This window comes from Paenibacillus spongiae (genome assembly GCF_024734895.1).
Classification (GTDB): Bacteria; Bacillota; Bacilli; order Paenibacillales; family Paenibacillaceae; genus Paenibacillus_Z; species Paenibacillus_Z spongiae.
Window position 1 is genome coordinate 4,158,574 of sequence record NZ_CP091430.1, and the last position, 15,964, is coordinate 4,174,537.

Annotated in this window: 8 protein-coding genes; all 8 read right to left on the bottom strand. The window is 51.5% G+C overall.

From position 1 onward, the window contains the following. Positions 1–96: 96 nt before the first annotated feature. Positions 97–1,500: an ABC transporter substrate-binding protein gene (locus tag L1F29_RS18895; RefSeq protein WP_258383610.1), complete on the bottom strand. Its 1,404-nt coding sequence runs from the start codon at positions 1,498–1,500 to the stop codon at positions 97–99. Positions 1,501–1,624: 124 nt separating this feature from the next. Next, on the bottom strand, positions 1,625–3,739 hold the full coding sequence (locus L1F29_RS18900; protein ID WP_258383611.1) for an alpha-L-rhamnosidase C-terminal domain-containing protein: 2,115 nt from the start codon (positions 3,737–3,739) through the stop codon (positions 1,625–1,627). A gap of 108 nt (positions 3,740–3,847) precedes the next feature. Continuing rightward, positions 3,848–4,864 (bottom strand): LacI family DNA-binding transcriptional regulator, encoded by a 1,017-nt coding sequence (locus L1F29_RS18905; RefSeq protein WP_258383612.1) that lies wholly within the window; start codon positions 4,862–4,864, stop codon positions 3,848–3,850. Between the two features lie 211 nt (positions 4,865–5,075). Then, the gene (locus tag L1F29_RS18910; RefSeq protein ID WP_258383613.1) at positions 5,076–9,119 is read right to left on the bottom strand and encodes a COG1470 family protein; all 4,044 of its coding nucleotides are present in this window, start codon (positions 9,117–9,119) and stop codon (positions 5,076–5,078) included. Between the two features lie 332 nt (positions 9,120–9,451). Further along, the gene (locus L1F29_RS18915) at positions 9,452–10,588 is read right to left on the bottom strand and encodes an alpha/beta fold hydrolase (RefSeq protein WP_258383614.1); all 1,137 of its coding nucleotides are present in this window, start codon (positions 10,586–10,588) and stop codon (positions 9,452–9,454) included. 198 nt (positions 10,589–10,786) lie between these two features. Continuing rightward, on the bottom strand, positions 10,787–12,217 hold the full coding sequence (locus L1F29_RS18920) for a serine hydrolase domain-containing protein (RefSeq protein ID WP_258383615.1): 1,431 nt from the start codon (positions 12,215–12,217) through the stop codon (positions 10,787–10,789). A 67-nt stretch (positions 12,218–12,284) separates the two neighbouring features. Continuing rightward, the gene (locus L1F29_RS18925; protein ID WP_258383616.1) at positions 12,285–14,018 is read right to left on the bottom strand and encodes a Rieske (2Fe-2S) protein; all 1,734 of its coding nucleotides are present in this window, start codon (positions 14,016–14,018) and stop codon (positions 12,285–12,287) included. A 789-nt stretch (positions 14,019–14,807) separates the two neighbouring features. Next, positions 14,808–15,941 (bottom strand): galactonate dehydratase, encoded by a 1,134-nt coding sequence (dgoD, locus tag L1F29_RS18930; protein WP_258383617.1) that lies wholly within the window; start codon positions 15,939–15,941, stop codon positions 14,808–14,810. Positions 15,942–15,964 lie beyond the last annotated feature (23 nt).

A 15,964-nucleotide genomic window follows, 5' to 3' on the forward strand; every position in this document is an offset into this window, starting at 1 on the left:
TCATAATTCCTGATGGAGACCAGTCTTTCGTTTTCTGACAGGAATCGGCAGGTGCCGAATAAGCCAGCACCTGCCCTTTCAAAAGACTAGCCTATTTTATTTGTATTTATCTTGAAGCTCTTGCAGCTTCTTGTTCAGCGATTCTGTCCCGGATGGGAAGTAGTCATGGGCAGTAACGCCTTCTTCAAACCCTTTCGACATCGACCAACCGCCTACGAAACCGTCCACCTCGGAGCCGCCGATCATCGGAATAATACCGTGGATTTCTCCGATTTTGGAGGCATGTGCGAGCGCGTCTGCGTTCAAGCCTTTGTATACTTCATTGTTTTTGAAATAATCGACAAGCTCTTGATTAGGCGTGTTCGGGAACGTACCGCCGATATCGATCAGAATCTTTTGTCCTTCGACAGATGCAGTCCAGAACTTCATGAATTTCCAAGCCGCTTCTTTATGCTTGCCGGCCTTGCTCAAGAACATCGGGTTGTCGAAGACCATTCCGACTTGCTTAGCTGTACCTGCAGGGTATGGCGCTACATCCCATTTGAATTTGAGGGCGTCCTTCCAACCTGGAATGAGCGGTGAAACGTGAACCATGAAGAGCGCTTGCCCGTTAGCCCACAGATCGCCTTCAACCCCATTCTCCTGCATGCCTTTGCCGTTCAGCATTGTGCCGTCTTTGGTAATCCAATCCGCTACGGATTGCAGATCGTCCAGGATGGCCGGATCGTCGCCGAGGAACTTCGTGTAATCTTCGTTCATCATCACCGTGTGAGCTGCATGGCCGTTTGCAACCGGCAATACGGTTGCGAAGAAATTCAGCCAGAACGGAGTAGGTGCGAAGCCCCAGTTTTTCTCGGCGGGGTTCGTTGCTTTCTTCGCCATATCGATCATATCTTGAACGGTCCATTCATTGCTTGGCGGCGTCAAGCCGTATTTGTTCATCAAATCCTTGTTATAGTAGATGAGGAACGAATCATTACCGCGGGATAGCGCGTATTGGCTGCCTTTGTATTGGAACTGCTCCAGGCGCCCAGGGCTGAATTCATAGTTTTTGAAATCCGGGTCGGAATCGATATATGGCGTAAGATCCTCCGCGAATCCTTGAAGCACCGGCGCCATGAACGTATTGCTCCAGAACAAATCGATTGGATCGTTAGCCGCGACCGCTTGCGTCAATGTATCGATCATTGCAGCGTCAGCGATGTTTACGATTTCAACTTCAATATTCGGATTTGCTGCCGTGAAAGCATCGCCGATTTTCTTGAAGCCGGAATTAGGGTCGACCCATGCGGCAACCTTCAGCTTCACTTTCTCGCCTGAATCGGTCTTGGGCGTATCATCAGGCTTTGGATCGTCTTTCGGCGTATTTTCGCCGGTATTGGTTTTCGGTTCTTCATTCGCCGGCTTATTGGTGTTTCCACCACAAGCAGCTGTTACAAATACAAAAGTCAGTATCATTGCGACCATCAGAAACTTCCGTAATACGAATGACTTAGCCATACTCTTCCCCCTTAGTAAATGTGAGTCATGCATTCGCGTGAAGCCCTTCTACTTTGAATCCGTGCTGCACATTCTGAAATCATTATTCTTTCGAACAGACATCACCTCCCAAAAATAATTCACCTTATATCTTCTCCTTCACAAAATGCATGGACTTCTCCATTACGCCTTCATTTAGTCTCCACTCGACTGCCAATGGTCCTCTTGGCGTACTTACCGTTCCTTTGCATTCGGTCAGGCCTATCACCGCATTAGGCTGAAAATGTACGGATGCATAGCCCGGTTCGGCAGGCTGGACGCCCAACAGAAACTTGCTGATCCACGTGACTGGCGTGCTTGCCCAGCTGTGACAGAGGCTCATCCGGTACGAATTGTAGTTGGTATACGTCGTCTGAGAATCGTGATAATCGGATTGAGGCGACATGACAACGCTTTCCCAAAAGGTTGTGGCTCCGTCTTTCAGCATCGTCCCCCAGACTTCCTCGATCACTTCCCAAGCCTCCTGATGTCTGCCGTACTTGGAGTAGCATTCAGCCAGCCAATAGGCGGATAACGGCGTAATCGGATCCTGAACCTTATAGTAATCCAGAAAGCGCATTGCCGATTCCTCGCTAATGTAACCGCATACAATACCGATTAAAGGAGTGATCAGCGCCGAATCGTCCTGCAGAAATTCATCTTCGTCGAACACCGGGTCCGGCCAATCCGCATGAATCTCGAGCTCCGGCACGAAGGAAGTCAGCGATTGAACCGAGCTCTTCATCAGTTTGAGAATCGCATTCAGACATGCCCACGATTCCTGTTCGTTCATCGGAACCCATTCGATAAAGGCTTGGCTTGGATTAAAGAAGCGGCCGGTTTGCTTATCGACGTTGTCTTCCACCCACTTGACATGCGTTTGCAGATATTCCTTCATCTCCAGAACGAACGTTTTATCAGCCGTATGCAGGTAGTACTCCCACATCCCGATCACCCACCATAAGGTGTAGGAGGGGATCGAATTCATCCAATAGCCGTAAGGGGTTCGACCAAGCTCGTGAATGGCTCTTTTCAGAATGGTGTAATCGTCCCACAGCATGTAATCCGCTTTACCGGCCATGTAGAAATCGTATGCCCAATTGAGTCGATCGCGCTTAATACCGTCCCACAGCCCCACTTGGTGACATACTTTGTTCGTATGTGCGGACACTTCGAAGATCTGATCCAGAACCGGCAGATTGGTTTGGATCGAACCGATCTGCGCAAGCGGCACGCCTACCGCTTCGCAATCGATCTCGATTCGAATGTCCTGTCCCGGTGCTCCGCCCACGAAGACCTGAACATACCGCATGCCTTGCGGGAGCGTGACGAATTCGCCGTATCCCGGTAACTGTATGTATTCCGTAATGCAGGAGTCGTAATGCTCCAGCTCATGAAGCGATTCTGCTCCGTTCATAAGCAATGACAATGGTTGATCGCCGCGATTTCGAAGCCGGAAGCGGACGTTCAGCTCTTCGGTCAAATCGATGATAGCTTGAGGGGTTGATGACAGATCGGTTTGGTTCTGAGCGGTACGGAAGATCTTCCACTCATTCTGTTTCAAGAGATGATAGAACAGGTGGCGTTCGCTGCGCTCGGCTTCAAAGCGGAAGTCCGTTTCCGCTTTCCCCGTAAGTTCGATGGATGAATCTGTAAGAGCGATATTCATGCCCTTCGATGACAGCAAGTTTATCTGGGTAACGGGCTCTGTCGTCATATCGCCATAGCCTCCGGCTACGAACCAATCGGGTCCGTTGTCGAGATCGCCATATGGCTCTTCGCCCAGCCTGCATACAACCTCCGCAGGTTGATCGCCCGCGCTCCAGGTTTGATCCGTTACAATCCATAGACCGTCACCTTGCAAATAAGCAATGCACCCTACGGAACGGTCGAACAAATGGATGCTGATCGGCACGACTGGCATCGGCTCGCTGCATGAAACGCTGATGCTCAATGTATGCTGGCCCTTCGTTAGGTTGAATGGCACTTCCAGCTTCGTGAACATCGTTCCGTGCCTGGGATGATCTTCCAGTATACCGACACGCTTGCCGTCTATCTCAGCCTCGGCAGCTCCTGTGCATGCCAGGAACAGCTCAAGCCCTTCGGTATCCTTCTCTAGTTTGAACAGCTTATTCAGCCTGATTTGTTTTTGCTTCGCTCGATTAGGGTGCCAAATCCAAGAAGGCACAAGAGCCGGATAAATTTTTGAAGCGGTCAGCATGAGATCCTCCTAGTACAAAAACGTTTTTGTAGGTTCCAGAAAAAACAGCTTCCCCCCCTAATCACATCGGTCTATTCCCAGGAAGAAGCTGTTCGTTCTTATGTATGTCTAAGTTGATTCTCTTTCGAATATACCGCACGGTAAGCTGACTTTTTGAATGGCATCATATTCGATGTCCCCTTCAATCAGACTAATGAGTAATTTCCCCGCTTCAAGCCCCATCGTAAGCATCGGCAGCTCAACGGACGTAATGCTCGGACGTGCCAGCTGCGAAACCATTGTATTGTCAAAGCCGATAATAGCCAGATCATCAGGTACATGATAGCCAAGCGATGCCGCCCGCTCATTCACTCTTGCAGCAATGATGTCCCTGCCGGCTATGATTGCGGAAGGACGATCCTTCAAGCTCAGCAGCGTTTCCGTTTCTTGGTATCCGCTATCCGGTTCGAAGCTCCCATAAGCGATCAGCTTCTCGTCAACCGCAATCCCGGATTCGGTCAAAGCCCGCTTATATCCGTTCAGACGGTCAAGCGCCGCATCGAAATCAAGAGAGCAAGGGGTGATAAACCCAATTCGCCGATGGCCTTTCTTTAATAAATACTGCGTAGCAATATATCCGCCTTGTTCATTGTCCGCATTGACGCTGTGACACAGATTATCTTTATAAGGCCTGCCAAGCAGCACGAAAGGGAAACGGTTCGTAATTAAATCCTTATAAGGCCTCTCGCTCATCTTCATTCCCATCAGGATCAACCCGTCCGCGGACTGTTTGCGGTAAACGTCGAGCAAATGCTCATCCGGCTTATCCGTATGCTGCTTCTGGAACGATAGGAGCAAATCGTAATTCTTGTGGCTGGCCGCTCTGCCGAGGCCTTGGATGACTTCTAACAGAATGCCGTTCTCCAGCCTGTCAGCCGTTTCTGCAACAGCCAATCCGATATTATTCGTCTTCTTCGTTACCAATCCGCGGGCGGATTGGTTCGGTCTGTAATTTAAGCGTTCAACCGCTCCGAATATCCTCTTCTTCGTTGCCTCCGCAACATGTGCAGAACCATTCATCGCGAAGGATACCGTGCAAACTGCGACCCCCGCTTCTCTTGCCACGTCTTTGATGGTTGCTGCCATTATTGACTCTCCTTGCTCATCGAGTTATTAGCGATCTAGGGTGTATAAAACGTTTTTACAAAGGTGTTTTCGTTACTAAGATACTTTATTATGCAAGCGCTGTCAATACTTATATTGGTATTTCAAGACAATTTATTCTAACCGATTCGGGGGGGAGATGAGCGGTACTTTTCCTCTTCCGAAAGTACCGCTCGCCTCGAAATAAACGGGATTAATACTGGATCTTCACTTTATCCTGTTTCGCATGCTTAAGCTTGAGAATCAAATAGCCCGTATCTTCGGAATACTTCCATCCCGAAGCAGCAGAGTTAAGATCGGCTTGCAAATCGAGCTGGCTGCCGTTAACGGACACGCTCTTCGGCTTCTCCCGGTTGACCACCAGGACATACGATGTTTCCCCGGCAGGATAGATAAGGTCAAAAGCTACCTTCTGCTGCGAGTGGCTTGCGGAATGCTCCTTGACCTTCGCAAGCGTTGTCACATAAACGTTGGTGCAATCTTGCTTCTTCGGATTATTGCAGCTCGGAATAACCGTGGATTGCACATCCGGCTTCGGACCTTTTCCTTCCACATACCGCTGCATAAAGATCGTCTTCACGATCTCTTCGGGGTTCAGCATGACCGTATCCGAGCGGCTGTTCGTGATCAACCTCCAGTTGTCCGGGTATCCGCCTCTCCAAGGCTCATCGGAATCCGATGCTTGCTGGAGCTCCGCGCTGGCCAGAATACCGTCGGCTGCTTTCTTCCACGGACCGGATTTGTCGTAAGGAACCAGTTCCAGCAGCTCATAAGCGTAGACGAGTCCGTTCCATTGAACGGGCACGGCGAACCACGGATTGTTATACGCCGATGCGCCGAAAATAGGTATCGTAGCGTATTCCATGACCGGTCGGTCCTCTACTCCCCATGTGTACACAAACGGCAAGCCGGTCTTCGCCCATTCAATCGCTTTGTCGATATACGCTTCGTCGCCAGTCAGCTTATACGCCTGTATATATGCGCCGACCGTGTGGCCGGACGCCAGAATATCCGGCGTATGCAGCGGGACTTCCCACGGCTGGCTAGCGCGCGGTACGTTCCCCATCGCTTCGACAGCCGATAACCCCTTGAGGCCGGCTTCCTTCGCCTGCTCATTCCCGGTCATGGCCGCATATTTCAACAACAGCTTCGCGTTGAGCGCTGTTTGTCCCAGAAGAGGCGTGCCGTTACTGCCAAGCGGAGGATTATAGGCATCCTCGCTCCCGTACAGCCACGCGCCTGAAGAATGCTGGGAGTTGATTAACCCTTGCATGTTGTTCTTCAGTCCCGCTAATGCTTCATCCATATAACCTACGTAGAACGATGCTTGGGATTGCGCAATGTGATAATCCGGAACACCGAGCTTATTCTTATCCGTTACAGCGCTGAGAGACTGGGAGATTACAGCCTCGACATCCGCCTTCCGGCTCGGATCGGACATGCCCAGAAGCATCAGGCTCGTCATATCGGAAGGATACTGATTCGTCCCCCACGACTCAATGTTGACATGAAGCCATCCCTTCGTAACCGGATCCCAGTATGTGCGCAGGTATGCGTCCAAACCAAGGTCAACCTGCTTCGCGAACGAATTGACCTGAGGTACGTTAGGCAGCCCTTCTTCCTTCACATACAAGGAGACGGCCTCCGAGACGGATTCCGCTTCTGCAGTCGTGATATCCGCCTTCAGCGTGATGGTTTTATTCGCGATGAGCGGATACGCGGTCTGTGCCAGCTCTTCATTCTCCTTAACGCCATTGGCCACGCTAAGCGCCGAGAGTCCCATCACATGATTATTCTGATTTTCGACCCAGTTGGGAGAAGCAAATTTGGCTGCCGGCAAATCATGAACGCCATCCCACTTTTGTTTCGGATCCCAGCTTAAGCTTACGATATGTTCGTCTTGCCTTACCGCCATCAGCGGTACCGTTATTTTGTAAGGATGCGGAACCAGACGCAGATGGGCCGGCGTGTGGACATCCAATTTACTCGACGACACTTCATCGCCTACAAGCCATTCCAATCCAGGAAACAACGCTTCATCCTTCGCTGCCCCGAAGCTTCCTTCGCCTACGGTCAAGACCGGTCCGATAAGATTAAGCAGCTCGGCATCACGGTCTGCGCGCACGCGTTGACTTGTTTTCACTTGCTGATCGTCTCGATTAAGGATGAAATCAAATTCATACGTCCACTTTCTGCCCGAGGAGTCAATCACATCCCCTTGAAAACGAAGGCTGGCCGTTCCGCCTCTTGTATCGGCCGCAGCTTGCTTAGGATGGAAGGAGACCGTTTCGGCACCGTTATCCGCCAGCTTGACGATGGCAGCCGCAAACGGCTGAACGCTTGCCATCAGCTTCCAGCCTTGAGATTCATCCCAGGCATACACTTGATACTGACCGTAGCCGAAGCTCGACTTGGGCGCAACAATGCGTGTATGTTCATTCTCCAATACCGCATTTCCGCTTGCCTGCTCGATGAATGCGTTAGCTTTCTTCGGCTGTTCATCTTGCTGAGCAGCCGGAGCAGCCTTTAGAACGGGAAGTGCGGCCGAATTGGATTGGTCATAACCGGAGGCAGACAGCTTGACGCTGACCGAAGCCGGACTTTCCGCGATCCCTTTCACCCTCCATGTAACGGAAGCCGTACCGCCGGGCCTCAGCTTCTCCAATGGCACGATAGACGCAGGGCTCACAATCTCAAGCCCTTCCGTTACGGTCAGCTCCGCTTGCGGATTAAAGAATGCTTTGCCGCCGGTGTTGCGAATATCGAAGGTAATGTCCGCTTCTTCCCCTGCCTGCAGCGCCGGTTTAGAACGCTTGACCGTCAGATTGGCACTTGCCGGGCTGGATGTAAAGCGAACTTCGTCCAGCGAGAATTCTGCCTGGGCTCGATCGCCGCCCTCCAAGTCCATCCTCAGCTTAATGATCTTGCCTTTCCATTCCGGATGGTCACCGGTGTCAATCGTATAGTCGTGCATGTTCCCATCCGCGATGATCGGAAAATCGATCCGTTGGACTTCAGCATACATTGGCGCTGTGTTCGTCGCAAAGAAAATGGATACATAATCGCCGGCTGTCGCACTCATTCGCACCGTTAGCGTTTTATCCCGTTCGCCAATGATGCCTTCCAAGCTTTCATTCCCGAAGTACGGATCTCCGCCACTGACCTTTGTCCGAAGAACGCCGTCAGACACCTGAATCAACGAAAGATCGTTCAACAGCCATCCCTGCGCATTGCCATCGACATTCCAATCGAATGAAGGGAGAGCCACGCTCTGAAAGCGAATGTAATCGACTTCCCATTCGGCCCCTTCACCATGGGCGGCGCCTTGCAGACTCAGACGCAGCCGGTCAATCTGTCCATTCCAGGAAGGATGCTCCCATATGGACACGGCGTATTCGTGATAAGCGCCGTCGGCTGTAAGAGGCACTACAAGCTGCTTCTCCTCCGAAAAATCAGGAGATTCATTCGTTGTGAATGCAATAATCATCGAATCCGCATTTCCACTGCCAACTCGTGTTCTTATTTTGATTTCGCCCAGCTTATCGGCTTGTTCGTTAATTGGACTGGAACTAATGGCTGGATTAGGACCGGTTATCGCACCGGCGATGCTGGAGGAGCCTGCCTGCAAGTCAGTTAGATCCTGCGTCGCCGACCATCCGTCTGCCTGGCCGTTAAACTCGTAACCGAAATCAACCCGCTCGCCGATACGGAAATAATCGACGCTAACATCGGCAGGATAACTCCCGGAAGGCTCGAGATCCATCCTCAATGTTTGCACGACGCCTGTCCAATATGAATTCAGAGAAGGGTTGATGCTATATTCGTGATACTCCCCATCAGGAAGAATAGGAACGACGATTCGTTTAAACTGGGCTAAACCGGGTGAGACGTCCGTATCGAAATAAATCGCTACGGAATCGCCCTTCGTCGCTTTCATCCGAAATGTGATCTTCTGCTCGGCTGACGTCTGCAGACCGACAGAAGCCGGCGCAAACCAATTGGGATCTTCGCCGGTTGCTCTCAATTGAAGCGCGCCGTCCTCCACTCTCAAATCCTCAATCCCGTTATGAAATTCCCCCCAACCTTCCAAGTTCCCATCTTCATTGAATTCGTAACCGATCGCATTCACAGGCTCAGGACTTGCTTCCGAGTAGACCGCAGGTGCACTAGTGCAAAGCATTGCAAATACAATTGCTCCAATTAAACCTCTCATTCTTCTCGTTCGGTTCATCGTCAATTACATCCTCCTAGTGGAATTGTAACTCTGATGACTGCGTCAATTGTCACTGAGAATTGCTGCTTGCAACTATCGCCGCATTCCCCCCTTCCATGAAGATCAAAAACGTTTTTGCAAACACGTTTTGTACTTAAGTTACTATGGAAAGTAAGCGTTGTCAATCCTATTTATGTAAAATCATGTATCATCAGTTTTGGCTGCTTCCTGTGATCTGAATACAACCCTGCTGTACCGTTTAGATGTACTTGCGAGATCGTTTCTTAAATAAGTATTCATTCAACCGATATAAGAAAAAGGAGGTGCTGACCGTTCAGCCCTCCTCTATCGAAGTGTTACAACTGATTATCTTCCGAAGCCAGTATAGGCTCCGATCGCACCTCTCGCAATTCTGAACTGACAACGTACCCCTCTTCATCGATAAGATTGAAGCAGTACATTCTCGCATGGCCCGGGATTGTTGATGTAATGCGGTATGATGCCGGATCGATATCCGCCGGCAAGGTTTCCCATACGCGAGAAGGGGCGCTGCCGTCATCCGCTGTATACAGGAAGTAGGCCTGCTTGATTCGATCCGTCTGCTTGAATTCAGCCCATGCTGCGTTTCGCGCTTCCCCCGTTCGAAGCACGGTCGGCAGCGGTGGCCCGCCTCTGGCATGTGAATCGGCATATCGGAAGAACTCACGGGTACCCCATGGCACTTCATAATTATGATCCCAGTCCTTTAATAACCGAAGCGTTGCTTCACCATGAGCTACCTTATGTGTTCTGGACCAGCTTTCCAAATAAAAGCAAGGGTCGTTCGTCCAGGTCGCCCATAGGATCGGCATCGACGACCGTCCTATATAGCTGCTGACATCAAAGGTATGATTCCACAAGCTCCGCTGACTATCATCCATCCTGGAAAGGATATCCATCCAACAAGAGCCTTGCTGGAAATATCCGGCCGCGTAAGCGGACATTGCATACGCAGGACGCGGGTCAAGACCCGACACGATCTCGGTTATGTACCCGCCCCAGGAAATCCCCATTAAACCGATTCGCCTTGCATCCGTTTCTGGCAGCGAGGCCGCAAGCGAAACAGCCCGGATAACGGCGGCAACCGCGTGATAGGACCACATTTGAGTTATCGTGTCCTCGGATAGATTCATAAACAAGGTCTCGTCCGTCTGGGCTGGACCGCCATCCGGCATTCGATTGCCATCATGTCCATTGCCGAACAGATCCATTGCGATTGCCGCGTAACCCCGCTCCGCCCATTGAGCGGCCCATTCGGGAAACGCTTTGCCTGCACCGCCATGAACCAGAACCATGACCGGCAGCGGTTCAACGGCTTGATGTGGAACCGCATAATAAGCGAACACCCTTGTAGCTTTTCCGCCGTAAGGCTCATTCTCATAATTCAGCTGCTTTAATACATACTTCGGATATTCCGTGACCGGCCCCCATTGAACGGCAGGCGTCTCCAACATTTTCTCCATCTCCCAAGGACCATGGAACCTTCGCGAATTCGTCATCGCTCCACATTAAGCCACGCTGTCGATTTTTTCATCCCCATACAGCAGCTCGCTCCTTACTAGAATTGATCAATGTACACTAGCAGAACGCAGAACGTAATATACCTCCGTATTATGGATCTGCCATATGCATCCGGTCATGTCGGACGGCCGTCAGGAATGAAATTGAGCGGCCTTGCCGTGAATCGGCACGGACTCGATCGGGCCCCAAGAGACATTGACGCTCTGTTCCAGCACCAGATTCGCCCCTTCGAATTTGCAGCGGGTGATTTGGCTGAATGGCTGCTCGATAAATCGCAGCGTTAACTCCAATGTATCCGGATCCAGCCAGTTGAAGCATGCCGCTATCCTTGCGGAACGGGTCATGTTCTCTACCCATGTACCGCGTCCAACACGAATCACGTCTTCAACCGAGTTCCCGCTAATCGATACTGACACTTCACAGGGTTCAAATCGGAACGAGACCGAATTCAATTGATTCCGATTCTCGTCCAGTGAGTAGGTCAGGTTGTTTATAACTTCCTCCCGTTGAGAAGACGTCGATTGAAGGACAGGCGAGAGCGATAGCTGTTGAATACGCTCATCCAGCTCACGGCAGACTGCCTCATCGATAGGCAGGGAGTCCGGCTTCATAGCTGGCAGCAAATGCTCCCATACAAGGTTCACTACATCTTGAAGCTCATTCGTTCCGCCGGTTATCGCAATGACGGCATCCTGCTCCGGCATGACGATGCAGAACTGTCCGAATGCGCCATCCCCCCGATAACTGTCATGTCTGCAGCGCCAGATCTGATACCCGTAGCCCTGCGTCCAATCGCTTTCTCCCCCATCGCCATTCGATATCTGCTTGGAGGTGGCTTCTTCTACCCATTCGGGAGAAAGTAGCCGTTTCCCGTTCCATATGCCTTTGTTCAAGTACAACAGCCCGAACTTGGCAATATCCTCCGTTCGGACGCTTAACCCCCAGCCGCCGACGTTTATGCCCTGCGGACAGCTTTCCCAGGTTGCACCCTCGATGCCAAGGGGATCGAGAAGCCGCGGCTGCAAATATTCGAGCAAGGACTGTCCCGTCACTTTGCTCAGTATCGCGGACAGCATATACGTGGCCGCGCTGTTATACACAAAATGGGTGCCCGGTTCATGCTCGACGGGTTCCGCAAGAAAGTTTGCCGCCCAATTGCCGTTTGGATTCGTCCTCACCTTGTCAGTCGGATCTTGAGCATGACCTGTGCCCATCATCAGCAGATGACGGACCTGCATATTGGCCAGGTGAGCCGAGATGTCCTCCGGCAATTCTTCTGGAAAGTAGGAAATGACGCGATCCGTCAGAGCAATCCGCCCTTCGGCAACCGCCATTCCGATAGCCGTCGACGTAAAACTCTTGCTAAGTGAGAACAGCAGATGAGGAAACTGGGCTGCGTATGGCGCCCACCACCCCTCAGATACGACATAGCCGTTCCTTACCAGCATAAAACTATGAAGCTCGATCCCCTTCTCATGTACAGCCTCCAGAAATCCGGCAATTCCGTGCGATGAGATGCCCTGCTCTTCAGGGCGGCTCCTTGGAAGTTGATTTACTGTCATTATGATGCTCCTTCCGGTATTTTACAATTATTTTAAACCAAGCGTGGTCACATCCGCCTTGCATGGCTTATTCTTCAAACAGCCGTTCTCCCCGGTGCAGCCTCCATGCGATACGCGCTGTGTGAGGAAGCTCTCTTGCCGTCGGAGCATGAGCAGCCAAATAACGGGTGCAAGCGAGCAGCAGCGTTTCTTTCGCGCTTACGGCGAATGCATCATCCCGCGAATTCCATTCCTCGTACTCCATAACAGACGCTTCATACAACTGAAACGTATGGAAGTCTGCATCCTCCCTGAGCAAAATATGGCCGAGTGTATTCCACAATACATCTACCGATCCGCCGCGATTTACATACTCGCAGACCCACTGTGCAGCGGGGGCGACCTGTTGGCGCTGATCCAGCAAAGGAAGCAGCTCTTCCGTATCCATGGATGGCGCTGCGGACAGCTGCTTGGGTCGTGCGGCAGCCGGGACATTCAAGAACCGGTCGAGATAGATCCGCATCGCACCGTGGAAGAGAGCGCGGTTTAGCAATGGTTCAGCCGATTGATCCAGTCTTTGGTGTACGGCATGAGCATACGTAAACGTATGCAATACGGCAATCCAATCGCCGAAATCGTTCTGGACATGAAAACGAACGATGCGGTCCGCTGCGGCCAATGCGATTAACTGCGCCAATTGCGAGGGCGGCATGCCCCCTAGCAGCAAATTCTTCATCATAGAGATGGTTTGAAGCGGTTCATCACTTAACAGCTGCCGAAGAACATCCTCCTCGGAGGCAGGCTCCGTATGCTCCGGAGGCAAGCCCTTCGCCAATTCCTCCAATGCTTGCTCGATAGGCTTGACCAAATTGATCGGAGACTGCCACTGATGCTGCTCCTCGCTTCTCGACGCTCGGCCCATCATGGGAACAAGGGATGCCAGCACGTCTTTCGTGTGCTCTTCCCCTACAAGCTCAACGGCTTCGAACGCCTTATTATGAAAATCGAAAACATGCCCGCCGTCCAAATAAAAATGGTCGGTCGCAGCGACAAGCATCATATTGGCGAGCTGTTCCATACTGGAGCCTTGATGAACGGCTGTTAGCAGCACCTTCTCCGCGCCTTGGGTGTCCCTTACCTCGATACAATTGCGATACCATTGGGCGAGCCGTTCAGCCGGCACGCCGACAGAAGGCAATTCACCCAACAGATGGCGGGCTTCCCGGCCCGCGCTGTTTCTGGCAACATGCACCAGCCCCTGATAGAGAGCGAGTATCTTGCCTGCTTTGTCCAGCTTCGGGACAACCCGCGCCATAGCCGTCAGAATCGTTAATCCCGAATGCCAGCCCGGTCCGTTACGGGTTCCAAATAAGATTCCGATTCGAGCAATTTCCGATTCCGGCACACCCGCCTCGATCAGACCGACAACCGCCTTGGCTATAACGATTCCGATGTTCTGTTCCAGTCCGGCCTTCAATCGGTCGATCAGGCTTTGAACGCCTCCACCGTTACTCGGCTTCGGATTAACCCACACCGTCTCATTGTCCACCATCACTTCATGAGACGGCACATCATCCGCCCACGGATCGAGTGTTCCGCCGCTGCAAATATCAAACCTGGCATGATGCCAATGACACGTTAATATCCCTTCGCACAAGCTGCCCTTGTGCAGCGGAAATCCAAGATGCGGACAGCGGTTGTCGACGGCATGGACGCGGCCTTCATAATAGAAGACGGCAATGGCACCTTTGGCAACGATAACGCCTTTCTCCTGGAGATCCTCCAGCTTGCAAGCTTGTATCCAGTCCAAACGTTCGTTCATCGTATCATCCTCCTTCTGTGCTCTTATTGCCATAGGGGAGCCTTTTGTCAGATTAATACAGTGATCCTTACATGGTTATTCCACATAAACCGATGAGATTCCTTCTGCTGGGCTAATAACGGCAACCGTCCGCAGCACCCGGCGCCCGGTAAGACGCTGCATGATGGCAGTCGTCGGCCGATCAGCTTCAAATATCTTTTGTTTGAAGAGTCTGCCCCCGAAGCTATTTAAAGCGAACGCAAGGCCGATTCTCATTACCGACCATTTAGGCGAGTGTTGCTTGCTCAATATCAGTCCAGTGCCCGGAGCGCGCACGAGGGGTAAGCTCATCTTTACTATGGCCTTAAGAATAGCGATGCTACTAGCTGTCCAACCACAATTAGCGCGGACTGTTGAATTGGATAAACGACGCTTACAAATTCGGCTTATAGATTCTTTATCTTGCATTAAATACAACTAAATATCGTGAATTTATGATATTGTTGCATATTATGCAATAATTTCACCTGTGGAGCGGCAACGCCATCCATATTGTTGTATGAAGTGCAACAATTCGGTCCTTCTGCTGGAATCACGGGAGAAATGTTGTACTTCATACAACTTCGCCATCTTCATCGAACGAACGAAAGAGAAGGCCCCCCCACACCTTCCGTGTGCGAATCATCATCCTAGAAGAATACTATCATTTTGATAAATATCTGCGATGTCAGCGACATCATCGCCAGCGCAGCTCATGAAGAAGGGGCAGCCCGCGGTCATCAAAGATGACTCTAGGACAGCCCCTCGTATTCACCACTCTGCGAACGCACCATCCTCATCGTAAAGCCTTGGCGTATCCCAATCGCCGCCATAGGACCGTTCGATCAAAGCTTCTTCATTGATTTCAATGCCAAGTCCAGGCCCTTCCGGCAGTGCTATATAACCGTTCTCAACGACAAAAGGCCGCTTCAGATAGCCTTCACCCAGATCCCATCGTTCAGCCATAGACGGATGCTCCTGGATTAAGAAATTCGGCGTGCACGCATCCAGCTGCAAGCAGGATGCGAGCGATATGGGACCGAGTGGATTATGCGGAGCGATAGAAGCATAGTACACTTCCGCCATGGCAGCGATTTTCTTGGCTTCGAAGATTCCACCGGCGTGGCACAGATCCGGTTGAACAATGGCAACCGCCTGTTTCTCCAGCGCTTCTCGAAAACCCCATCTGGTGAACAAGCGCTCTCCGGTCGCGATTGGAATTGAAGTGGATTGGGCAATGCGAACCAGTGTATCGACGTTATCCGGGAGGCACGGCTCTTCGATGAACATCGGATAATACGGCTCGTAAGCTTGAGCCAGCCGAATGGCCATGGCAGGACTTACGCGGCCGTGAAAATCGATTGCGATATCAAGCTCACTTCCTGCAGCTTCACGAATAGCCGCAAGCTTGGCGACCTGGCCCTCTAAGAACCGGAGCGTGTCCACATTCCTGACCGGGGCATCGACTCCGATCTTGATGGCCGTAAATCCTGCATCGACTTTGCGTATGGCGTTCGCCGCCATTTCCTCCGGGGTTGCGCCTCCGCAGTGGCTGTACATGCGAATCTTGTCGCGGCATCGGCCGCCAAGCATTTCATATACGGGCATGTTGTAATATTTCCCCTTGATGTCCCACATCGCTTGTTCCACGCCGCTGAGCGCGCTCACCAATACCGGACCCCCGCGGTAGAACGTCCCCCGGTACATGACCTGCCAATGATGCTCGATCCGGAGCGGATCTTCGCCGATCAAGTAACGTTTGAGCTCTTCAACGGCTGTCGCCACCGTCAATGCGCGGCCTTCGACGATCGGCTCTCCCCATCCGGCTATGCCTTCATCGGTTTCGATCTTCAGAAACAACCATCTCGGCTTAACATGGAACAGCTTTAAATCCGTTATTTTCATGATATTGACCTCCTATTGTGATC